Origin of the sequence: Rhodococcus sp. NPDC127527 (assembly GCF_042672245.1) — a bacterium.
Lineage (GTDB): Bacteria > Actinomycetota > Actinomycetes > Mycobacteriales > Mycobacteriaceae > Rhodococcus_G.
Window position 1 is genome coordinate 251,459 of record NZ_JBHXVP010000005.1, and the last position, 20,716, is coordinate 272,174.

The window sequence follows — 20,716 nt, forward strand, 5'->3', positions numbered from 1 at the left end:
TGGTCGCTCCGCAGGCTCCACTCCTGGTTCTGGATCCGAGGGCCGCAGGTCCGTGCGGCAAGATGGTCGCGTGGTTCACGTTATCGACATAGACGATCCGGCCGATCCGAGACTCGACGACTTCCGCGATCTCAACTCCTCGGATCGCCGTCCCGACCTGCCCGACGGCAAGGGGCTGGTGATCGCCGAGGGAGTACTCGTCGCCCAGCGACTGCTCGCCTCACGCTTCGACCCGATCAGCCTGCTCGGGGTGGACCGCAGGCTCGGTGAACTCGCGACAGACCTGGACGGGGTCGACGTGCCGTTCTACCGGACCACCGCCGACGTGATGGCCGAGGTCGTGGGGTTCCACCTCAACCGGGGCGTGCTGGCCGCCGCGCACCGCCCGGCCGAACTCGACCTGGACGCGGTGCTGAAAGGTGCGCGGACGGTCGCGGTGCTCGAGGGCGTCAACGACCACGAGAACATCGGTTCGATGTTCCGCAACGCCGCCGGACTCGGGGTGGACGCAGTGCTCTTCGGCGGCGCCTGCGCCGACCCCCTCTACCGGCGTGCGGTCCGGGTGTCGATGGGGCACGTGCTGCGGGTCCCGTTCGCCCGGGTTCCGGAGTGGCCGCACGGGCTGCAGTCGCTCAGGGACAAGGGTTTTCAGTTGATCTCGTTGACACCGAATCCGTCCGCCGTGACCCTCGCCGAGGCGATGACGGGCGAAAAGGTGGCACTGCTCCTCGGTGCCGAGGGGCCGGGACTGTCCGAATACACGATGCGCAAGACCGATGTGCGGGCGCGGATTCCGATGGCGCCCGGCACCGATTCGCTGAACGTGGCGACGGCAGCGGCGATGGCGTTCTACGAACGGGTCAGGACCGGCGGGTGAACGGTCCCGGCTGGGTCGTGGCGGGATTCTCGGCAGCGGTTGTCGCCGTCGCCGTAATCGCTTGTGGCGCTGCGATGGTGGCCGTGCATCCGCTGCTGTCGATCGTGGTCAACCTGGTGGTCGCGGCCGGCGTCGCCCCGACGCTGTGGCAGTGGCGAGCGGTACCGGTGTGGAGATGGGTCGTGCTGGGCAGCGTGATCGGGATCGCCACGGGCTGGGTGGCACTGCTGTTCGGCGCCGGCTGACGGTCAGTCTGGTCGCGACTCGAGCTCCGCTCCGGTGTCATGGTCGCTACGCAAGCTCCGCTCCGGTGTCATGGTCGCTACGCAAGCTCCGCTCCGGCGAGCCGGCGCAGCCAGCGGCGTAGATTCCCGCCGGGTCTCGGTTGCCGAGCAGGAACCGGAGGTATCTCGCCCTCGGCGTAGACGCTGAATCCGCGGACGTCGATCGTCGACGCGTCGATCTCCCCGTCGCGGACCGGACCCGTGTAGCGGAAGCCCAGCCATTCGGCGTTCGCGGCCTCCGCGAACTCGCAGGGGTTGAACGGCAACGACTGTGGGTCGGGCAGCACCTCGATCGGGTGGTTCATCGGGTGCTCGCCCGCCCAGAACGGGAGCTCCCACACCAGCGGGATGCCGATGTTCTCGTAGATGTGCGCCGGCGTCGCGCTGAACGACCGGCGCAGGACGCCGCGCTCCCAGCAGGCGAAGGCGGCCCACGACGTGTTCGGGTCCGTGCAGACCAGGTACGTCGATTCGGAAGCCAGTGGCCGCGTCCACGATTCGTCGAGCGTGGACGGCTGGTGGACGGCGAGGTTCGCGCCGCACACCACGGTGAGTCCGGGGTAGCTGCCGATGTACACCTCGTGCCTGCCGACCCCGGCGGAGGTGGCGAGGGGGCCGGAAGTCAGTGGTGCGACGATTGTTTCGGGATAGAGCGCACCGACGAGTGCGCGGGCCGCATCGGCGTCGCACTCGGCGTCGTCGCGCAGCACTGCAAGGGGGTCCGGGGCGTCGACGTACCAGATCGTTGATGCTTTGGCCGCCACGGCCCGCACCTCGCTTTCGTTCCCTTTGCAAGCAGGGTACGACGTTCGGGGCGGATTGGGCGTCGGCGCACCGCGGCGTCGTCAGATGGCGGGTACCGGTTCACCGAGGAACTCGTCCAGGAACCGCCAGGTGGTGTTCCTCGCGCCGGGGCCGGCCACCAGCCCGAGGTGGCTGCCCGGCACGGCCTCGTAGCGCACCGACGGCGACGCGGTGAGCAGCGGGACGAGGGCCTCGACCGCGGCGGCGGGTGCGATGACGTCGGTGGTCCCGCCGACCGCGAGCACCGGTACGGCGATCTCGGACAGTTCGACGGTGCGATCGCCGAGTCGGAATCGGCCTGCCCCGAGGGCGTTTCCGAGGATCAGCTGGGTGCACAGCTGGTGGAAGAACCGGGCCGGGTAGCCGGGCATGGCGGCCATGAACCGGTCGATGGACTCCATCCGTGCAAGCGACTCCGTGTCGTGCAGGTTGCGGGCGATGAACCACGGCCGCATCAGCTCGCGCTGAAGTGCCGTCGCGCGGTAGCTGACCTGTACGACAGACGCGGGCAGGCCACCGAGCGCCCAGGTGGCGGCGGTGAGCGGGCGCTCGCTGGTGACGTGGCCGACCACCCGCAGTGGGGCGATCACGGGGATGCGGGCGTAGTCGATCGGCGTTCCGACCGCGGTCACCGAGCGGATCGGGAGGTCGGCGTGCGCCGCCGCGGTGAGCAGCGAGAGAGTCCCGCCGAGGCTCCAGCCCACCAGGTCGACCGGTGCGCCGTCGTGCAGTGCGCTGATTCGGCGGATCGTCTCGGGGAGGATGTCGTCGACCCAGGCCTCGAAGCCCATCCGGCGGTCCGCCGCGGTCATGGTGCCGTAGTCGACGAGGTAGGGCGCGTGGCCCCCGTCCAGTAGATGAGCCGCCAAGCTCTGGCCGGGCCGCAGGTCGAAGCAGGTCGCGGCGACGGCCAGCGGCGGCACCAGCAGAACCGGTCGCGCGTCCTGCCTGCGCTCGACGCCGAAACGGTAGAGATCGCGATGGGGTCCGCTGTGCAGATGCTCGGCGGGGGTGGGGTCGACCGACTCGACGCCGTCGCCGAAGGTCAGCCCCCAGGCGTTGCGGGCCATGGTGTTCAGGCGCGGACGCCAGTCGAAGTCGAGCACGCGTTTTCCCCTTGCGCTTGCGGATACCCCGTTATGTGTTACCGAAGGTTACCGTAAGCCTGGCGTGCTCAGACTCGGCCGCTGCTCCGGACGCCGAGGAGCACGTCGTCCCAGGACGGAAGCGACGGCTTTCCACGCTTGTCCTTACCGCCCTGGTGCTGCGGCGCGACCTTGTGGGGATGCTCGTCGTCCTCGGCGGCGTCCACGTCGGGCTCGAGCAGTGGCAGCTGATCGGGGTCCGGCTCCTCGATCGGCTCCTCGATCGGTTCCTCGGCCGTGACGCCGCCGACCTCGAGGGCGAGCGGGGCGAGGCCGCGCAGTGGGCGGCCGAAGTCGGGGTCGAGCAGGTCCGTCGCCGCCGAGTCGAGGGCCGCGATAGTTCCGCCGTGGGCGTCCGGCTGGTACCGCCAGTGGGCGGCGTTGCCGGTGCGGCCGGCCTGCCACTGAAGCTGGGCGATCCAGTGCCCGTCGTCGTCGCGCCAGGCGTCCCACGTCGCGTCGTCGATGTTGTGTCCGCGGGTGCGGAAGGCGAGCGCGACGATCTCGGCCAGTGTCTCGACGGTCGGGCCGTTCTCCCTGACGGGGTGTCCGCCCTGCGCCATCTCCGCGGCACGTGCGCGTTCCAGCAGCACCGGATGGGCGAAGCGTTCGACCCGCTTGACGGAGACGCCCGCCTCGTCGGCGACCTGCTCGATGGTCGCGCCGGCGCGGATGCGCGCCTGGATGTCGCGTGGACGAAGCTGGCTCTCCGACTCGATCTCGATCTGGCCGAAATGTGCAATGTCGCCGCGGGACGCCGCGCGCAGCTTGTCGTCGGCGGGGATGCGGAACCGCTCGCCGGTCTCGCGGTCGGCGCACACCACGTGCGATCCGCCGGGCTCCAGTCCGATCACGGAAAGTTCTCGCACTCTGACCTCCTCATCGGGTCGATTCGCGATCTTGCCCGTGCCGACTGTAATCGACCCGTGATTGGCGCGCGCTCTGGACACGCCACGTCGGGTGAGCCCGTTCGCTTCGTGGCGCGCTATCCTCTCAGGTTCCGATCCGCCGACCGGGCCTCCGTTCGGCCTCGAACCGCGTTGGCGGGGTTTAACATCGGGCGTGATGGTCGAGAACGTGCCCGAGACAGCGCGGGCCTCCTCGCCCGCACGGCGGGCCTTCGAGGCGTTCGGTGCGCTGCTCGACGGTCCCCTCACCGGACTCGCGCCCTGGATCGTGCTCGGGGTGTTCGAGGGGCCGGGGCGGCTCGTCGTGGTCGCGGGAGTCGCGCTCGCGCTCTCGGTGCTGTTCCTGGTGGTGGACCTGCTGCGCGGCCGTTCCCTCAAGGTCTTGGGCGTTGTCGACGTGGTGTTCTTCGCGGGACTTGTGCTGCTGCACTTCGCACTGGACGAGGCCGGGCAGGACTGGCTCGAGACCTGGCTCGGAGAAATCGCGAACATCACCCTGGTGCTCATCGCGGTGGGATCGATGCTCGCCCGCGTCCCCTTCACGATCCAGTACGCGCGCGAGGAGGTGGAGGAGCAGTACTGGCATACGCCGACCTTCCTGCGGACGAACTACGTGTTGACCGGGGCGTGGGCGCTGGCCTTCCTGGTCGCCGCGGTCGCGGGTTTCTACGGTGACGCGATCCTGGGCGATCCGGACAACCTGTGGACCAGCTGGGTGATTCAGACCGCGGCGCTGTTGTGCGCACTGCAGTTCACCAACTGGTATCCCGATGTGGCGCGTGCGCAGGTGGCCGCGGCGGAAGGTCGTCCCGGCGAACCGGTTCCGTCCCTGAGGGACCTGTTCGCGCCGCTGGCGGTGTGGCTGATCCCGATCGGGATCGTTACCCTGGCTACGGACGGCGGGCCTACCTGGCTCGGGATCGCATTCATCGCGCTGGGCGTGGGAACGAACGCCCTGCTGCATCGGATTCAGGGGGAGGTCGTGACGTGAGCGAGATCGGTGAGGTCGACCGGGTCCATCTGCGCCGTGCGCTCGCACTCGCGGTCGAGACCGGGGACGCGGGGAACCGGCCTTTCGGCGCGGTGGCGGTCGCGTCGGACGGCAGTGTGGTCAGCGAGGGCGCGAACTCGGTGGCGACCTCGGGGGACGTGACCGAGCATGCGGAACTCGACGCGATCACGACGGCCTGTTCGGAGGGCAACGCGTCCCGGCTGATCGGCGGCACCGTCTACGCCAGCGGCGAACCGTGCCCGATGTGCAGCGCGGCAATGGTGTGGGCGGGGGTACGCCGGATCGTGTTCGCCGCCAGGGCTTCGGATTTCGGCGAGATCCTCGGTGGCGGGCCGACGTTCCGGCTCAGCTGCGCTGACGTGGCCCAGTCCACCGAGGAGGAGATCGAGGTGACCGGCCCGGTACTCGGCGACGAGGCGCTCGAGCCGTTCCGGAGGTTCGTTGCGGAGCAGCGCGAGCGGCCCTGACAGAATCGGCGCCATGTCGAATCGAAACAACATCTCGTCCGGCTCCGACTGGGAGTCGAAGATCGGTTACTCGCGGGCCGTGCGCATCGGGCAGCAGGTGTCGGTGTCCGGCACCACTGCCTCCGGATCCGATGGGCCGGTCGGCGGCGACAGCCTGGCCGAGCAGACCCGCGAGGCGCTGCGCCGGATCGTCGCCGCGCTCGGCGAGGCGGGCGCGAAGCCCGAGGACGTCATCCGCACCCGGATGTACCTCACGGACATGAGCCGCTGGGAAGAGGCCGGTCTGGCACACGGCGAGGTCTTCGGCGAGATCCGCCCGGCCACCACCATCCTCGAGGTCAGCAAGCTCATCGACGCCGACCTGCTCATCGAGATCGAGGCCGACGCGATCGTCTCGGAGTAGTCCGCCCACGGTCGTGGAGGATTCCGCCAGTCTCCCGGGTGGATTCCTTCACGACCGGCCGAGCGCGGAGCCAGGCCGAAGGCGCTGAGCCCGTACGCCAGTGGCGCGTCGGCTGCGTTTCACGATGCGGGCACGGTGGTCGGCGGGGATACTCGAGTGGCGGGTGGGGGCAACCACGACGAGAGCGACTGACACCATGGCGACGAGGAACGGCTCGACGGACGGGGACGCGGGGGATTCTCCCGCTCGGTTGATCGACGCGAGAATCAGGGAGCTCGGTGACTGGCGCGGCGAGATGCTGGCGCGGATCCGAAGTCTGGTCAAGCAGGCCGATCCCGAGGCGGTCGAGGAGTGGAAGTGGCGAGGGGTGCCGGTGTGGTACCACGCCGGCATGATCTGCACCGGTGAGACGTACAAGGAGATCGTGAAGGTGACCTTCGCGAAGGGGGCGTCGCTGCCCGACCCTGCGGGCCTGTTCAATTCGAGCCTCGAAGGAAAAACCAGGCGTGCCATCGATTTCCACGAGGACGACACGATCGACGACGAGGCGTTCACGGCGCTCGTTCGCGCTGCCGTCGATCTGAACACGTCCTCGGCGGGTCGGCGGCCACGTTAGGGCATGCCCTAACCGAACCGCATCGCACCGTCCTCGATCTTGCCGTGTCGCAGCGTCACGACGTCGTGCGCGTAGCTCATGCCGAGCTGCCAGGGCGACCTCGAGCCGGCCCGCGGGAACTCGTCGATCGAGCGCGTGACGTAGCCGGCGGCGAAGTCGAGCAGCGGTCGGGTGGTGAGCGTCGGATCGTCGTTGGTCGGCACGCACACGGCGTGCCCCTTGTCGTCCATGTGCGCGAGCAGTCGGCACACGTAGTCCGACACCAGGTCGGCCTTGAGCGTCCACGACGCGTTGGTGTAGCCGATGGTGAACACGAAGTTCGGCACGTCGCTGAGCATCATGCCCTTGTACGCCAACGTGTCCGGCAGCGACACCGTCCTGCCGTCGACGACGAGGTCGATCCCGCCGAAGGCCAGCAGGTTCAACCCGGTCGCGGTGACGATCACGTCCGCCTCGAGTTCCCGGCCGGATTCGAGCGCGAGACCCTTCTCGGTGAAGGTGACGATGCGATCGGTGACGATCGACGCCTCGCCGTGCCGGATCGCCCGGAACAGGTCGCCGTCCGGCACCAGGCACATGCGCTGGTCCCACGGGTTGTACCGCGGCGTGAAGTGGGTGTCGATGTCGTAGCCCGCGGGTAGCGCGCGCTCCTGCGCCCGCCGGAGCACGGCCTTGATCAGCCGCGGCCGCCGCTGGCTGAGCTGGAACGTGACGGTCATGAACGCGACGTTCTTCCAACGGGCGATCGGGTACGACAACCGGTCGCCGAGCAGCCGGCGCAGGCCGTTGGTGATCGGGTCCCTCGACGGCAGCGCCGCGATGTAGGTGGGGGAGCGCTGCAGCATCGTCACGTGCTCGGCCCGCTCGGACATCGCCGGGACGAGCGTCACGGCGGTGGCGCCGCTGCCGACGATGACGACCTTCTTGCCGGTGTAGTCGAGTTCCTCGGGCCAGTGCTGCGGGTGCACGATCGACCCCTCGAAGCGGTCGGTGCCCTCGAAGTTCGGCGTGAACCCCTCGTCGTAGCGGTAGTAGCCGCTGCAGAGGTACAGGAACGTGCACGTCACGGTGACCACCTCGTCGCCGTGGCTCGCCTGCACCGTCCAGCGCGCGTCCGGAGTGGACCATTGGGCACGAATCACCTTGTGGCCGAACCGGATGCGCTGGTCGAGGCCGGCCTCGCGGGCGGTGTCGCGGACGTAGTCCAGGATTGCCGGACCGTCCGCTATGGACTTCTCGTCGGTCCACGGCCGGAACCGGTAGCCGAGGGTCTGCATGTCCGAGTCCGAACGCACACCCGGGTAGCGGAACAGGTCCCAGGTGCCGCCGATGGCGTCGCGGGCCTCGAAGATCGCGAACGAGCGCGCCGGAAAGTTGGCCTGGATCTGGTGCGCGGCGCCGATCCCGGACAGTCCCGCGCCGACGATCAGCACGTCGAGGTGTTCGGGTGCGGTGGTCATCGAATCGTCCTCCCTTCGAGGTCGGCTACGGCGGCGTCGAACTCGACCTCGTCGTGCGCGCAGAAGATCGTGACCTCGTCACCGTTCCCGGCGTGGAGCTCACGCAACCTGTCCTGATTGGCGAGGCGCGCGCCGCGGTCCATCTCCATGACGGTCTGGAAGACGCGGATGCCGGGCGGACTGCTCGGCGGCGTGTGCTTCTCACCGCGGAAGAAGTAGCCGTCGCCCGCGTGCAGGAACCACCCGCCGGACGGGCGGCGGACCGCCACGCCGCAGTGCCCCGCGGTGTGCCCACGCAGCGGGACGAGCAGGACGTCCTCGCCGACCGCCTGCACCGACTCGAATCCGAACCAGTCGTCACCACCGGCCGCATGCTCGACCCACTGCGGGTCGTGCTGCCACTGCCGGACGCTGTAGCGGGTGCGGCCGAGCCGACCATGTCGCCCCCGCGCGGTCGCCAGCTCGTCGCGGTGGACGTGCACGCGAGCCCACGGGAAGTCGGAGATGCCCCCGGCGTGGTCGGCGTCGAGGTGGGTCAGCACGATGTCGCGGACGTCTCGCGGGTCGAGTCCGAGGGCGCGCACCTGCGCGATCGCGGTGTCCGCGGCGCTCATCCGGGCGCCGGTCGCCAGCGCGAAGGTGCGACCGAGCCGACCGGCCGGGTCGGCCACGTCTGCGGTGCCGAACCCGGTGTCGACGAGGACCAGCCCGTCGGGACCCTCCACCAGCAGGCAGTGCGCGACCAGCCGGGACGGCATTAGCCCGGGCACCCGGCCAGCCACCGGACACAGCGTCGCGCAGCTGAGGTGGTGGATTCGGGAGCTCATATCGGCACGCCCCTGTTCCTTCCGACAGAACTGTCTGTGATCGACAGTAGCGCACACAAACCGCTTCGGAGCAGGCGAAACGTCGCAGAAAGTTTTCACTTGACTAGGACTTGGTAAATCTATTAACTAAGCCTGCCCTTAACAAGGGCAGGCTTACCGACTTCGACGAACAGGACTCACCAGTGGCAACCTCCTTCACCGCGCGTCGCCTTGCCGGCGTCGCCACCGTCGCGGGACTCTCGGCGCTCGGACTGCTCGTGAACCCGGCTGTCGGCTCCGCTGCGGTCACCGGCGGCGCGACCGTGGCCGCCGACGCGGGCAAGGGCACCATCACCACCACGATCACCGGCCTGAACACGACCAAGCCGTTCGTCAAGTGCGAGGGCACCGTCTACCGCGGCGACGCCACGGTCCTCGACTCGACCACCAAGGTGGGCCAGAGCTACCTGGTCGTCGGCGAGTCCATGAAGGCCGGCGAGGTGCTGACCGGGGCCTCGGGCACCGGCACCTCGGCCACCTTCGCGGACGGCGAGTACCAGGTCCGGACCAAGTGCAAGGAGGAGGGCGACACCGACTACCAGGATCCGATCGCGTCGGTCCGCGTGACGGTCACCGGCGGCGCGGAGACGGCCGGCGGATCGGCCGACCTCGGCTCCGTCCAGGGCCTGCTCAACGGCGTGCTGGGCATGTTCAGCAGCTGACGGTCGGGTGATCGTCACCCCACGAGAACGACACAGCCCCCGATCTCTCGATCGGGGGCTGTGTCGTTCGAAGGATCCGGCGCCGTCCGGGTCAGAGCTGGCCGACGACCCAGTCGATGCTCTTGGTCAGCGCGGTCACGTCGTCGGGGTCGATCGCCGGGAACATGCCGACGCGCAACTGGTTGCGGCCCAGCTTGCGGTACGGCTCGGTGTCCACGATCCCGTTGGCGCGCAGGATCTTCGCGACCGCGGCCGCGTCGACCTCGTCGTCGAAGTCGATGGTGCCGACGACCTGCGAGCGATGCGCCGGGTCCGCGACGAACGGCGTCGCGTACTCGCTGGCCTCGGCCCACGAGTACAGGCGGTCCGAGGAGTCCTTGGTCCGCGAGGTGGCCCAGTCCAGGCCGCCGTTGCCGTTCATCCACTCGATCTGGTTCGCGAACAGCAGCAGGGTGGCCAGCGCCGGGGTGTTGTAGGTCTGGTCCTTCGAGCTGTTGTCCACCGCGATCGGCAGCGACAGGAAGTCCGGGGTCCAGCGGCCCGAGGTCTTGATCTCCTCGACGCGTGCCAGTGCAGCCGGGCTCATGATCGCGATCCAGAGCCCGCCGTCGGAGGCGAAGCACTTCTGCGGTGCGAAGTAGTACACGTCCGAATCGGCGATGTTGACGGGCAGACCGCCGGCGCCGGAGGTCGCGTCGATCGCGATCAGCGCGTTCTCCGAGCCCGCCGGACGCGAGACGGGGATCGCGACACCGGTGGAGGTCTCGTTGTGCGCCCAGCCGATCAGGTCCACCGACGGGTCGGAGACCGGCGCGGGCGCGCTGCCCGGCTCGGCCGAGACGACGATCGGGTTACCGATGAACGGGTTCGCCTTGGCGACCGAGGCGAACTTCGAGCTGAACTCGCCGTTGGTCAGGTGCAGCGACTTCTCGCGGATCAGTCCGAAGGCGGCGGCATCCCAGAACGCGGTGGTGCCGCCGTTGCCGAGGACCACCTCGTAGCCCTCGGGCAGCGAGAACAGGTCGGCGAGGCCCGAGCGCACGCGGGCGACGACGTCCTTGACCGGCTTCTGGCGGTGGCTGGTGCCGAACACCGAGGCGCCCACCTCCACCAGCGACTGCAGCTGCTCGGGGCGGACCTTCGAGGGTCCGCAACCGAAGCGGCCGTCGACGGGCTTGAGTTCGGCGGGGATGATCGGGGTGCTCATCGCGTCTGTGCGTCCTTCTGTGTTGATGGTGACGAGGCCGGTACGGCCTGCTTGCAGGCCGTACTAGCCGGCGATCTTGTCCCAGCCCGCGACCGAATCGGGGGTGCGGGGGGCGGGGCCGGTGTAGATGGCCGCCGGGCGGACCAGCTTGCCGAGCCGCTTCTGCTCCATGATGTGGGCACACCAGCCGGCGGTGCGGCCACAGGTGAACATCGCGGGCATCATGTGCGCGGGCACCTCGGCGAAGTCGAGGATGACCGCGGCCCAGAACTCGACGTTGGTCTCGATGGCGCGGTCCGGGCGACGCTCGCGCAGCTCGGCGAGGGCGGCCTGCTCGAGCGCGGCGGCCGCCTCGTAGCGCGGCGCGTCCAGACGCTTGGCGGTGGCGCGGAGCACGCGGGCGCGCGGGTCCTCCGCGCGGTACACGCGGTGCCCGAAGCCCATCAGCTTCTCCTTGCGGTCCAGAATGCCCTTGACCAGCGCGCGGGCGTCGCCGGACTTCTCGGTCTCCTCGATCATCGGGAGCACGCGGGCCGGGGCGCCGCCGTGCAGCGGGCCGGACATCGCGCCGATGGCACCGGACAGCGAGGCCGCGACGTCGGCGCCGGTGGAGGCGATGACGCGGGCGGTGAAGGTGGACGCGTTCATGCCGTGCTCGGCGGCGGACACCCAGTAGGCGTCGATGGCCTCGGTGTGTCGCGGGTCCGGGTCACCCTTCCAGCGGGTCATGAAACGTGCTGTGACGGTGTCGCATTCGTCGATGACCTTCTGTGGGACCGCGGGCTGGTAGATGCCGCGGGCCGACTGCGCCACGTAGGACAGCGCCATCACCGAGGCACGGGCCAGCTGGTCGCGGGCGGTCTCGTCGTCGATGTCGAGCAGCGGCTGGTAGCCCCAGATCGGCGCCAGCATGGCCAGGCCGGCCTGCACGTCGACGCGGACGTCTCCGGTGTGGATGGGCAGGGGGAACGGCTCGGCGGGCGGCAGGCCCTGGCCGAACTGGCCGTCGACGAGCAGTGCCCACACGTCACCGAAGGTGACGCCGCGTCCGACCAGGTCTTCGATGTCGACGCCGCGGTAGCGCAGCGCGCCGCCGTCCTTGTCGGGTTCGGCAATGTCGGTGGTGAAGGCAACGACGCCCTCGAGTCCACTGACGAAATCCTCGGGTACTGCCGCGCTCGATGCCATTGCTCGTGGACTCTCCTCATCTTCAGTGCCACCGGTCCGGGCTGCACTGATAAAAGCCAACACACCGTCCTGCGCGGCGAGTGCGAGTTGTGCAGGCACGTGACGCCGCGGTCACCGCAGAACTCTATCCCGTTCCACGCCGCAGGTGAGCAGTGCATACCCGGGGGTAACGTCATCGGCTGTGTCACCCGATCCCGAACGCCCGTCCACCGGCCCCGTCGATCTGGCCGCCATGCGGGTGGCCTACGCGGCTCAGGGTACGAATTCGCCTGCGCAGGAGTCGAATCTGGACGTGGCCGCGGTCGCCGACGGCTGGCTGCCGCTGCTGCAGAAGTGGATGGACCAGGCCCGTACCTCCGGGATCGCCGAACCCAACGCGATGGTGCTGGCCACCGTCGATCCCGACGGACGGCCCGCCTCGCGCACCGTGCTGTGCAAGGGCCTGTCCGAGGACGGGCTGGTCTTCTACACCAACTACGGGTCCGGCAAGGCGCGTGAACTCGACGCCAACCCGCACGCATCGGCGACTTTCTCCTGGATCGCGTTCGCGCACCAGGTGACCGTCCGTGGTGAGGCGAGTCGGGTCCCCGACGACGTGACCGAGGCGTACTGGCGCACCCGCCCGCGTGGCTCACAGCTCGGCGCATGGGCCTCACAGCAGTCACGGCCGATCGACTCCCGCGCTGCCCTCGACGCGCAGCTCGCCGAGGTCACCGCCCGGTTCGCGGGCACGGAGCAGGTGCCGACGCTGCCCGGGTGGGGCGGCTTCCTCATCCGGCCGCGCACCGTCGAGTTCTGGCAGGGCCGGGCGAACCGCATGCACAACCGGGTCCTGGTCACCCGCACCGAGTCCGGTTGGACCGCGGAGCGTCTGCAGCCGTGACCGACACCAGACCCGAGGCGAAGCGCGAGGCGGACGTGAGAAAACGTCGGCTGCTGGCCGACACCACACCCCTGCGCGAACCGCACTACCGACGGCTGTGGATCGCGGGCATCGTCACCGTCATCGGCGCACAGCTCAGTGTGGTCGCGGTGCCGCAGCAGGTCTACGAGATCACCGGCAGTTCCGCCTACGTCGGCCTGACCGGCGTCTTCGGGCTGGTGCCGCTGGTGGTGTTCGGGCTGTGGGGCGGGGCCCTGGCCGACGTCATGGACCGCCGTCGGCTGATCACGATCACCACGGTCGGGCTGATCGTCACGTCGGTGCTGTTCTGGCTGCAGGCCGCCCGCGGCGTCGACAACGTGTGGTTGGTGCTCGGCCTGTTCTCGTTGCAACAGGCCTTCTTCGCGGTCAACCAGCCGACCCGCGCGGCGATCATTCCGCGGCTGATCCCCGGCGACCAACTGCCCGCAGCCAACTCGCTGAACATGACGGTCGTGCAGTTCGGCGCCATCGCCGGACCGCTGCTCGCGGGCGTGCTGATACCGACCATCGGGCTGCCCAGCCTGTACCTGGTGGACGCGATCGCGCTGCTGGCAACGCTGTGGGCGGTGCTCGCCCTCCCGGAGCTGCCGCCCACCGGCCACACCACCCGGGCCGGCTTCGCCGCCGTGCTGGACGGATTCCGGTACCTGTCCAGTCAGAAGGTGCTGCTGGCCTCGTTCGTGGTGGACATCATCGCGATGGTCTTCGGCATGCCGCGGGCACTGTTCCCACAGATCGCCCACGAGACCTTCGGCGACCCCGCGTCCGGTGGTCTCGCCCTCGGTCTGCTGTTCGCCGCGATGTCCGTGGGTGCGGTCATCGGCGGCGTGTTCTCGGGCTGGCTGCCCGGCGTGAGTTACCAGGGGCGTGCGGTGGTCCTGTGCATCGTGGCGTGGGGTCTGGCGATGGTCGGGTTCGGCGTCGCGGTGGGCCTCGCCTCGCCCGACAGCGGTCCCGCCCTGCTGTGGATCGCGCTGGCGTTTCTCGCCTTCGGCGGCGCGGTGGACATGGTCTCCGCCGCGTTCCGCAGCACCATGCTCCAACAGGTCGCGCCCGACGAGATGCGCGGCCGGCTGCAGGGCGTGTTCATCGTGGTGGTCGCGGGCGGACCCCGGATCGGCGACGTGCTGCACGGCGCGACGGCGTACCTCGCGGGTACCGCGGTCGCGGCCGCAGGCGGCGGAATTCTGGTGGTCGTCGGAGTCGTCCTGGCCTGTCTGGCCTTCCCGACGTTCCTGCGATATCGGGTGGGACGAAACTAACCGACCGAATTGGTGGCAGGTTCGCCCCTGTGGTGGACACTGGGGCGCATGCGTGAGCCCGTCTACCCGATTCGATCCGGCGACTACACCGCGGAGGTGGTCGCCCGCGGCGCCGGTCTGCGGGCGCTCGAGCACGGGGGCCGGGCCCTGACCGAGACCTGGGACGCCCACGAGCGACCGCCGCTGTCGGCGGGGTTGGTGTTGGCGCCCTGGCCGAACCGAATTCGCGACGGGTACTTCTACTTCGACGGGGTCGAGCACCAGCTGGCGCTCACCGAACCGGCCCGCGGCAATGCCATCCACGGGCTGGTTCGCCGCGACGACTGGCAGCTGGTCGAGCACGCCCCGCACCGGGTCGAGCAGACGATCCGGGTGGGCCTGCACAAGGGCTGGCCGTACCCGCTGCAGCTGACCGTCACACACGAACTGGGTCCGTCCGGGCTCACGGTCTCCCACACCGCCACCAACATCGGCGCCATGCCGGCACCGTTCGGTCTGGGCGTGCACGCCTACCTGCGGGCCGGGGACACCCCGCTCGACGAGTGCACCCTGCGACTGACCGCGGGTACTCGGCTGCCGCTCGACCCGGATCGCATGCTGCCGATCGGCAACTCGGAGTCCGTCTACGGCACCGAGTACGACTTCACCGCGCCGCGCAGCCTCGCAGGCGTCCGGCTCGACACCCCGTTCAGTTCCATCGTGCCGGACCCCGACGGTCGAGCCCGGCACGAGTTGCGGGCCCCCGACGGTTCCGGTGCGGTGCTCTGGGCCGACCGGCGGTTCGGCTGGCTCCAGGTGTTCACCGCCGACCCCGCCGACGGGCAGGGCTACCCGGGCCGCGGTCGGGCGCTCGCGGTCGAGCCGATGACCTGCCCGCCGGATGCGTTCAATTCCGGCATCGACCAGGTCGTTCTCGGTCCGGCGCAGTCCTGGTCGGGGACCTGGGGAATCGGCGCGCTGTAGCCGCGAACGGACCCTCCCTGGGCATCGGAACGCAACTGGGACTAGGTTCTAGGCGACTGATATTTGCAACTCGCAAAGGTTCGAGTTTGAGAGGGATCCTTCGTGCCCGCTGCCGATGACACCACACCCACGCTCAGCTACCCGGGTGGCGAGCACTCGATGTCGATTGCCAAAGCCACTGAAGGCAACGACGGTATCGAGTTGGGCAAGCTTCTTTCCGCGACGGGGTACACCACCCTCGATCCCGGATTCGTCAACACCGCCTCCACCAAGTCGGCGATCACCTACATCGACGGCGAGCAGGGGATCCTGCGCTACCGGGGCTACCCGATCGAGCAGCTCGCCGAGGGTTCGACGTTCCTCGAGGTGAGCTACCTGCTGATCTACGGGGAGCTGCCCTCGGTGGACGAGCTGGCGGCCTTCACCACCCGCATCCAGCGCCACACGCTGCTGCACGAGGACCTCAAGCGGTTCTTCGACGGCTTCCCGCGTAACGCGCACCCGATGCCGGTGCTCTCCTCCGCGGTCAACGCGCTGTCCGCGTACTACCAGGACTCGCTCGATCCGGACGACCCGGAGCAGGTGGAGCTGTCCACCACCCGGTTGCTCGCGAAGCTGCCGACCATCGCGGCCTACGCGTACAAGAAGTCGGTGGGCCAGCCGTTCCTGTACCCGGACAACTCGCTGTCGCTGGTGGAGAACTTCCTGCGGATGACGTTCGGGTTCCCGGCCGAGCCGTACGCCGTGGACCCCGAGGTCGCCAAGGCCCTCGACATGCTGCTGATCCTGCACGCCGACCACGAGCAGAACTGCTCCACGTCGACCGTGCGGATGGTCGGCTCGTCCGACGCCAACCTGTTCACGTCCGTCTCCGCGGGCATCAACGCGCTCTGGGGCCCGCTGCACGGCGGCGCCAACCAGGCCGTGCTCGAGATGCTCGACGAGATCAAGGCGAGCGGCGGCGACACCAAGGAGTTCGTCCGCAAGGTCAAGAACAAGGAAGACGGCGTGAAGCTCATGGGCTTCGGGCACCGCGTCTACCGCAACTACGACCCCCGCGCGGCCCTGGTCAAGAAGGCGGCGGACACCATCCTCGCCAAGCTCGGCGGCGACGACGAGCTGCTCGACATCGCGAAGGCGCTCGAGGAGGCCGCGCTCACCGACGACTACTTCATCGAGCGCAAGCTGTACCCGAACGTCGACTTCTACACCGGCCTGATCTACCGCGCGATGGGCTTCCCGACGCGGATGTTCACCGTGCTCTTCGCCATGGGCCGCCTCCCCGGCTGGATCGCGCACTGGCGCGAGATGCACGAGGATCCGGCCACCAAGATCGGCCGTCCGCGGCAGATCTACACCGGCTACACCGAACGCAACTACGTCGATCTCGGAAGCAGGTAGGCCGCATGAGCAACGAACAGCCCGTGATCGAGTTCCAGGAGGGCCCCGCGCCCACCGAACTCGTCATCAAGGACATCACTGTCGGCGAGGGCGCCGAGGCCACCCCCGGCGCCAAGGTCGAGGTGCACTACCTCGGCGTCGAGTTCGACAGCGGCGAGGAGTTCGACTCCTCGTGGAGTCGCGGCGAGTCCATCACCTTCCCGCTGGCCGGCCTGATCGCCGGGTGGCAGGAGGGCATCCCCGGGATGAAGGTCGGCGGTCGCCGGCAGCTGACCATCCCGCCGGAGCTCGCGTACGGCCCGGCCGGTGCCGGACACCAGCTGTCGGGCAAGACGCTGGTCTTCGTCATCGACCTGCTCGACGTGGTCGTCCCGCCGGCCGCACCGGTGATCGAGCCGGCGACCGGACCGGCCCCGGCCGAGCTGGTCATCGAGGACATCACCGTCGGTGACGGCGCCGAGGCGCAGCCCGGCGGAGTCGTCGACGTGCACTACCACGGCGTGGAGTACGACACGAACAAGGTGTTCGACTCCTCGTTCCAGCGCGGGGAGTCCGTCAAGTTCCCGCTGCCCCGGTTGATTCCGGGCTGGCAGGAGGGCATCCCGGGCATGAAGGTCGGCGGTCGCCGCAAGCTGACCGTTCCGCCGGAGCTCGCGTACGGTCCCGCCGGCTCGGGCCACCCGCTCGGCGGCAAGACGCTGGTCTTCGTCATCGACCTGCTCGACGTCTAGCAACCAGAACGCACCGAAAGGCCCCGTGTCGCAACGCGATACGGGGCCTTTCGCGGTCCCGGGGGGTCAGGCCCGGTCGGCGAACTCGAGGACCAGCCGGGCGCCGCCGAGCCGGCTCACCTCGAAATGGGCTCGGCCGCCGTGCAGTTGGGCCTGCTGGGCGACCAGGGCCAGACCGAGACCGGAGCCGCCGCGGGCCGCGGACGAGCCTCGGTAGAAGCGCTCGAAGACGTCTTCGCGCTCGGCCTCGGGGATGCCGCGGCCGTCGTCGTCGACGGTGACCAGCACGGTGTCCGCGTCGGCGCGCCGGGCGGCGAGCACCACGGTCGACGCCCCACCATGGCGGACCGCGTTGGCGATGGCGTTGTCGAGCGCCAGCCGGAGCCCGGCGGGCAGACCGCGGATCAGTAGCGAGGGAGCGGACTCCACCCGCACGGTGACGCCGTGGAGTTGACGCATCGCGTCCTGGGCGGCGAGGTCGCACAGTTCCACGAGATCGGTACTGACGTGGTCCTTTTCGCTGGACAGTTCGCCCGACGCGAGTCGCTCGAGCGCGGACAGGGTCGCCTCCACGCGGCCCTGGGTGCGGGCCAGGTCGGCGAGGATCTCGGCGCGCTGAGTGGCGTCGAGTTCGAGGGTGGTGAGCACCTCGATGTCGGTCCGCATCGCGGTCAGCGGGGTGCGCAGCTCGTGCGCGGAGACGGCGGCGAAGTCGCGGGCGGTGTCGAGGGCGGCAGTGGTCCGGGACTGCGCGTCCGCGATCCGGCCGAGCATGAGCTCGATGGCGTCGGCGAGTTCTTCGGCCTCGCGGACACCGGACACCTTCGCGGCTCGAGGTGAGTCACTGCCGATCTGGTTGGTGAGCGCGACGATGGGACGCACCGCGCGGCCGCCGAAGATCCAGCCGAGGCCGGTCGCGGCGGCGACGGCGAGCAGACCGGCGACGATCACCCACTGCCGCTGGTCGGTGGTCACGTCGTTGGCCTCCGATGCCGGGACCGCCAACGAGAGCAGCAGCGTCGACCGCGGGATCGGGGTGGTGTCGACCCGGTAGTCGACGCCGTCCACCCGGACGGTCGCGGCGCCGGGTTCGAGCGGGGGGAGCTGGGTGGGCGTGCTGACGACAAGGGAGTCGCCGGAGTGGATGGTCACCGCGAACGCGCCGGCGTCCCCGAAGGTCGGCAGGAACGAGGTGGCCGACGCGACGTTCGCGATCAGCACGCTCGAGGCGGTGTCGAGCCGACGGTCCAGTTGGCTGAGGTTGTTTCGGGAGATCGCCACGGAGATGAAGACGCCGAGCAGTGCGGCGATGATGGCCGCGCCGAGGGCGGTGGCGGCGGCGACGCGGGCCCGCAGCGAATGGGAGCGCCGACGGCTCACGTTGCGGCCCGGAGCACGAAGCCCACCCCGCGGACGGTGTGCAGGATCCGAGGATGGCCGTGCGCCTCGAGTTTGCGCCGCAGGTACCCGACGAACACGTCGACCACGTTGGTGTCCGCGACGAAGTCGTATCCCCAGACGAGTTCGAGCAGGCGCTCGCGGGTCAGGACCACGCCGGCGTTGCGCACGAGGACCGCAAGTAGCTCGAATTCCCTCTTGGTGAGCTCGATTTCGATCCCGTCGAGGTTGGCGCGCCTGCCGAGCAGGTCCACCGACAGGTCGCCGACTCCGATGCTTCCTGCCGGAGCGGGGGCGCCGGCGGGGGTGGTGCGTCTGCGCATCATGGCGCGGATGCGCGCGACCAGTTCGGCGAGCACGAAGGGCTTGACGAGGTAGTCGTCGGCGCCCGCCTCGAGTCCGGCGACCCGGTCGTCGACCGAGGAGCGGGCGCTGAGGACGCAGATCGGGATGTCGTTGCCCATCGCGCGCAGGGCCGTGACGACGCTGGCGCCGTCGAGGACGGGCATGTTCATGTCGAGCACGACGGCGTCGGGGGAGCGCTCGGAGACCACCGTCAGTGCCTGCGCGCCGTCGGCGGCGGTGAGGACGGTGAAACCGGAAAGGCGCAGGCCGCGCCGCAGGGACGCAAGAACGTCCTGGTCGTCGTCGACGACCAGGACGGTCGCGGTGGCGGGTTCGGTCACCCCGCCATTGTGCCCGGAAGGGCGAGGCCGGAGGTGGAAGCTGTGTCCGTGCAGGTCGTCGCCCGGAGGCGCGGGATGCGAGTATCGACGGGTGTCGTCATCCAGCACGGGCCCCGCGATCGTCTGGTTCCGGCGAGATCTGCGGACCGGTGACCTTCCGACGCTGACCGCGGCGGCCGCAGGCGGGCGCGAGGTGCTCGGGCTCTTCGTGCTCGACGAGGCGCTGCTGGGACCGTCCGGCCCGGCCCGCCGCGACGTCCTCTACCGCGCGCTGGCGGCGCTGGACGACGACCTGGGCGGCAGGTTGTGCGTGGTCAGCGGCGATCCGCGGCTCGTGGTGCCGCAGGTGGCGAGGGATCTGGGTGCCGGCGCGGTGCACGTGAGCGCGGACTTCGGGCCGTACGGGCGGGTGCGCGACGAGGCGGTGGCGCGCGGGGTCGAGCTCGTCCGAACCGGATCGCCCTACGCGGTGTCGCCGGGCCGGGTGACGAAGGCCGACGGCGGGCCGTACCGGGTCTTCACGCCGTACTTCGGGCGCTGGCTCGACCACGGGTGGCGGGCGCCCGCGGACACCTCCGCGCGCACCGTCTCCTGGATGGAGCCGGAGCTGTCCGCCCGGGTGCCGATTCCGCGGCCCGGGTCCGCGAGTCGCGGATCGGCGGGGGAGCGGGCGGCGCTCGACCGGTGGGCAGAGTTCCGTGAGGGTGACCTGGGGGACTACGACGCGGGCCGGGACCGGCCCGATCTCGACGTCACGAGCCGCATGTCGGTGTTCCTCAAGTTCGGGTGCATCCATCCGCGCACGATGCTCGCGGACCTTGCCGGTCGGCAGGGCGCCGGGCCTGCGGCGTTCCGGCGGCAGCTGGCCTGGCGGGACTTCTACGCGGACGTCCTGCACCATCGCCCCGAGAGCGCGCGGCGCAACTACGACCCGCGTTTCGACGCGATGCGCTACGACAGCGGGCCGGCAGCGGAATCGGCGTGGGCGGCCTGGTGTGCAGGCCGGACCGGGTATCCGATCGTCGACGCCGGCATGCGCCAGCTGCTGGCCGAGGGGTGGATGCACAACCGGGTCCGGATGATCGTCGCGTCCTTCCTGGTGAAGGACCTGCATCTGCCGTGGTGGCGTGGGGCGAGGTACTTCATGCGGCAGCTGATCGACGGTGACCTGGCGTCGAACCAGCACGGCTGGCAGTGGACCGCCGGATCGGGAACCGATGCGGCGCCGTACTTTCGGGTGTTCAACCCGATCAGCCAGGGGCAGAAGTTCGACCCCGACGGGGACTACGTGCGCCGCTGGGTGCCGGAACTGCGCGGCATCGCCGGAGCCCGGGTGCACACGTTGGACGACGGTCGTCCCGCCGGTTACCCGGACCCGATCGTGGACCACGCCGTCGAGCGCGGGGAGGCGCTGGCCCGCTACGGCGGGTTGAAACGGGGTTAGGGTCGAG

22 protein-coding genes and 1 pseudogene are annotated in these 20,716 nt (G+C 69.8%); 14 read left to right on the forward strand and 9 right to left on the reverse strand.

Features of this window, described 5'->3' with window-relative positions; genetic code table 11:
* Positions 1 to 70 precede the first annotated feature (70 nt).
* Both ACFVH2_RS11615 and ACFVH2_RS11620 read left to right on the forward strand, forming a co-directional pair.
* Positions 71 to 877 (forward strand): TrmH family RNA methyltransferase, encoded by an 807-nt coding sequence (locus tag ACFVH2_RS11615; protein WP_378424580.1) that lies wholly within the window; start codon positions 71 to 73, stop codon positions 875 to 877.
* A 17-nt stretch (positions 878 to 894) separates the two neighbouring features.
* Entirely contained in the window at positions 895 to 1,122 is a 228-nt protein-coding gene (locus tag ACFVH2_RS11620; protein WP_378424719.1) for a DUF2537 domain-containing protein, read from the forward strand.
* 77 nt (positions 1,123 to 1,199) lie between these two features.
* Here ACFVH2_RS11620 and ACFVH2_RS11625 read toward each other — a convergent pair whose 3' ends face one another.
* The 3 genes from ACFVH2_RS11625 to sepH form a co-directional block, all read right to left on the reverse strand.
* Complete coding sequence (locus tag ACFVH2_RS11625; protein WP_378424582.1) at positions 1,200 to 1,925, reverse strand: DUF6928 family protein; 726 nt, start codon at positions 1,923 to 1,925, stop codon at positions 1,200 to 1,202.
* Between the two features lie 81 nt (positions 1,926 to 2,006).
* Positions 2,007 to 3,071: an alpha/beta fold hydrolase gene (locus ACFVH2_RS11630; protein ID WP_378424584.1), complete on the reverse strand. Its 1,065-nt coding sequence runs from the start codon at positions 3,069 to 3,071 to the stop codon at positions 2,007 to 2,009.
* A 68-nt stretch (positions 3,072 to 3,139) separates the two neighbouring features.
* Positions 3,140 to 3,979 (reverse strand): septation protein SepH, encoded by an 840-nt coding sequence (sepH, locus tag ACFVH2_RS11635; RefSeq protein ID WP_378424586.1) that lies wholly within the window; start codon positions 3,977 to 3,979, stop codon positions 3,140 to 3,142.
* Positions 3,980 to 4,175: 196 nt separating this feature from the next.
* Between sepH and ACFVH2_RS11640 the strand changes: the two genes are divergently transcribed.
* The 4 genes from ACFVH2_RS11640 (at position 4,176) to ACFVH2_RS11655 (ending at position 6,516) form a co-directional block, all read left to right on the forward strand.
* Positions 4,176 to 5,009: a hypothetical protein gene (locus ACFVH2_RS11640; protein ID WP_378424588.1), complete on the forward strand. Its 834-nt coding sequence runs from the start codon at positions 4,176 to 4,178 to the stop codon at positions 5,007 to 5,009.
* Positions 5,006 to 5,497, forward strand: a complete 492-nt coding sequence (locus tag ACFVH2_RS11645; RefSeq protein WP_378424590.1) for a nucleoside deaminase — start codon at positions 5,006 to 5,008, stop codon at positions 5,495 to 5,497. The genes ACFVH2_RS11640 and ACFVH2_RS11645 overlap by 4 nt, the downstream gene beginning before the upstream one ends.
* A 13-nt stretch (positions 5,498 to 5,510) precedes the next feature.
* Positions 5,511 to 5,900, forward strand: a complete 390-nt coding sequence (locus ACFVH2_RS11650; protein WP_378424592.1) for a RidA family protein — start codon at positions 5,511 to 5,513, stop codon at positions 5,898 to 5,900.
* 196 nt (positions 5,901 to 6,096) lie between these two features.
* Positions 6,097 to 6,516 carry a DUF1801 domain-containing protein gene (locus ACFVH2_RS11655; RefSeq protein ID WP_378424593.1) on the forward strand — a complete coding sequence of 140 codons (420 nt, stop codon included), beginning with the start codon at positions 6,097 to 6,099 and terminating at the stop codon, positions 6,514 to 6,516.
* Positions 6,517 to 6,524: 8 nt separating this feature from the next.
* Here the strand turns inward: ACFVH2_RS11655 and ACFVH2_RS11660 are convergent, their stop codons facing one another.
* Both ACFVH2_RS11660 and ACFVH2_RS11665 read right to left on the reverse strand, forming a co-directional pair.
* A complete protein-coding gene (locus tag ACFVH2_RS11660; RefSeq protein ID WP_378424595.1) occupies positions 6,525 to 7,976 on the reverse strand; it encodes a flavin-containing monooxygenase in 1,452 nt (483 codons plus the stop codon).
* Entirely contained in the window at positions 7,973 to 8,758 is a 786-nt protein-coding gene (locus ACFVH2_RS11665) for an MBL fold metallo-hydrolase (protein WP_378424597.1), read from the reverse strand. The genes ACFVH2_RS11660 and ACFVH2_RS11665 overlap by 4 nt, the downstream gene beginning before the upstream one ends.
* 227 nt (positions 8,759 to 8,985) lie before the next feature.
* Between ACFVH2_RS11665 and ACFVH2_RS11670 the strand changes: the two genes are divergently transcribed.
* Positions 8,986 to 9,504, forward strand: coding sequence for a hypothetical protein (locus tag ACFVH2_RS11670; RefSeq protein ID WP_378424599.1), 519 nt, complete (start codon positions 8,986 to 8,988; stop codon positions 9,502 to 9,504).
* Between the two features lie 91 nt (positions 9,505 to 9,595).
* Here ACFVH2_RS11670 and serC read toward each other — a convergent pair whose 3' ends face one another.
* Both serC and ACFVH2_RS11680 read right to left on the reverse strand, forming a co-directional pair.
* On the reverse strand, positions 9,596 to 10,711 hold the full coding sequence (gene serC, locus ACFVH2_RS11675) for a phosphoserine transaminase (RefSeq protein WP_378424601.1): 1,116 nt from the start codon (positions 10,709 to 10,711) through the stop codon (positions 9,596 to 9,598).
* Positions 10,712 to 10,774: 63 nt separating this feature from the next.
* Positions 10,775 to 11,899, reverse strand: coding sequence for a citrate synthase 2 (locus tag ACFVH2_RS11680; RefSeq protein WP_378424603.1), 1,125 nt, complete (start codon positions 11,897 to 11,899; stop codon positions 10,775 to 10,777).
* Positions 11,900 to 12,131: 232 nt separating this feature from the next.
* Here ACFVH2_RS11680 and pdxH point away from each other — a divergent pair, with 232 nt between their 5' ends.
* From pdxH to ACFVH2_RS11710, 6 genes and pseudogenes are all read left to right on the forward strand, one after another.
* Positions 12,132 to 12,782 (forward strand): pyridoxamine 5'-phosphate oxidase, encoded by a 651-nt coding sequence (gene pdxH / locus ACFVH2_RS11685; protein ID WP_378424721.1) that lies wholly within the window; start codon positions 12,132 to 12,134, stop codon positions 12,780 to 12,782.
* Positions 12,779 to 14,086 (forward strand): MFS transporter, encoded by a 1,308-nt coding sequence (locus tag ACFVH2_RS11690; protein ID WP_378424605.1) that lies wholly within the window; start codon positions 12,779 to 12,781, stop codon positions 14,084 to 14,086. The genes pdxH and ACFVH2_RS11690 overlap by 4 nt, the downstream gene beginning before the upstream one ends.
* Before the next feature lie 48 nt (positions 14,087 to 14,134).
* On the forward strand, positions 14,135 to 15,049 hold the full coding sequence (locus ACFVH2_RS11695) for an aldose 1-epimerase family protein (protein WP_378424607.1): 915 nt from the start codon (positions 14,135 to 14,137) through the stop codon (positions 15,047 to 15,049).
* Positions 15,050 to 15,151: 102 nt separating this feature from the next.
* Positions 15,152 to 16,450 (forward strand): citrate synthase, encoded by a 1,299-nt coding sequence (locus ACFVH2_RS11700; RefSeq protein ID WP_378424609.1) that lies wholly within the window; start codon positions 15,152 to 15,154, stop codon positions 16,448 to 16,450.
* A 5-nt stretch (positions 16,451 to 16,455) separates the two neighbouring features.
* Positions 16,456 to 16,809, forward strand: a pseudogene (locus tag ACFVH2_RS11705) (FKBP-type peptidyl-prolyl cis-trans isomerase); the annotation flags it as partial.
* Between the two features lie 3 nt (positions 16,810 to 16,812).
* Complete coding sequence (locus tag ACFVH2_RS11710; RefSeq protein ID WP_378424723.1) at positions 16,813 to 17,181, forward strand: FKBP-type peptidyl-prolyl cis-trans isomerase; 369 nt, start codon at positions 16,813 to 16,815, stop codon at positions 17,179 to 17,181.
* 66 nt (positions 17,182 to 17,247) lie between these two features.
* Here the strand turns inward: ACFVH2_RS11710 and ACFVH2_RS11715 are convergent, their stop codons facing one another.
* Positions 17,248 to 18,561 carry a sensor histidine kinase gene (locus ACFVH2_RS11715; RefSeq protein ID WP_378424610.1) on the reverse strand — a complete coding sequence of 438 codons (1,314 nt, stop codon included), beginning with the start codon at positions 18,559 to 18,561 and terminating at the stop codon, positions 17,248 to 17,250.
* Entirely contained in the window at positions 18,558 to 19,265 is a 708-nt protein-coding gene (locus ACFVH2_RS11720; protein ID WP_378424613.1) for a response regulator transcription factor, read from the reverse strand. The genes ACFVH2_RS11715 and ACFVH2_RS11720 overlap by 4 nt, the downstream gene beginning before the upstream one ends.
* Positions 19,266 to 19,356: 91 nt before the next feature.
* On the opposite strand from ACFVH2_RS11720, the gene ACFVH2_RS11725 reads away from it, so the two are divergent.
* Entirely contained in the window at positions 19,357 to 20,709 is a 1,353-nt protein-coding gene (locus ACFVH2_RS11725) for a cryptochrome/photolyase family protein (protein ID WP_378424615.1), read from the forward strand.
* Positions 20,710 to 20,716 lie beyond the last annotated feature (7 nt).

Bases quoted from the DNA above. Each gene is read 5' to 3' on its own strand.
- ACFVH2_RS11640 (WP_378424588.1), top strand. From the start codon at position 4,176: ATGGTCGAGAACGTGCCCGAGACAGCGCGGGCCTCCTCGCCCGCACGG.
- ACFVH2_RS11650 (WP_378424592.1), top strand. From the start codon at position 5,511: ATGTCGAATCGAAACAACATCTCGTCCGGCTCCGACTGGGAGTCGAAG.
- ACFVH2_RS11655 (WP_378424593.1), top strand. From the start codon at position 6,097: ATGGCGACGAGGAACGGCTCGACGGACGGGGACGCGGGGGATTCTCCC.
- ACFVH2_RS11660 (WP_378424595.1), bottom strand. From the start codon at position 7,976: ATGACCACCGCACCCGAACACCTCGACGTGCTGATCGTCGGCGCGGGA.
- serC (WP_378424601.1), bottom strand. From the start codon at position 10,711: ATGAGCACCCCGATCATCCCCGCCGAACTCAAGCCCGTCGACGGCCGC.
- ACFVH2_RS11680 (WP_378424603.1), bottom strand. From the start codon at position 11,899: ATGGCATCGAGCGCGGCAGTACCCGAGGATTTCGTCAGTGGACTCGAG.
- pdxH (WP_378424721.1), top strand. From the start codon at position 12,132: ATGCGGGTGGCCTACGCGGCTCAGGGTACGAATTCGCCTGCGCAGGAG.
- ACFVH2_RS11695 (WP_378424607.1), top strand. From the start codon at position 14,135: ATGCGTGAGCCCGTCTACCCGATTCGATCCGGCGACTACACCGCGGAG.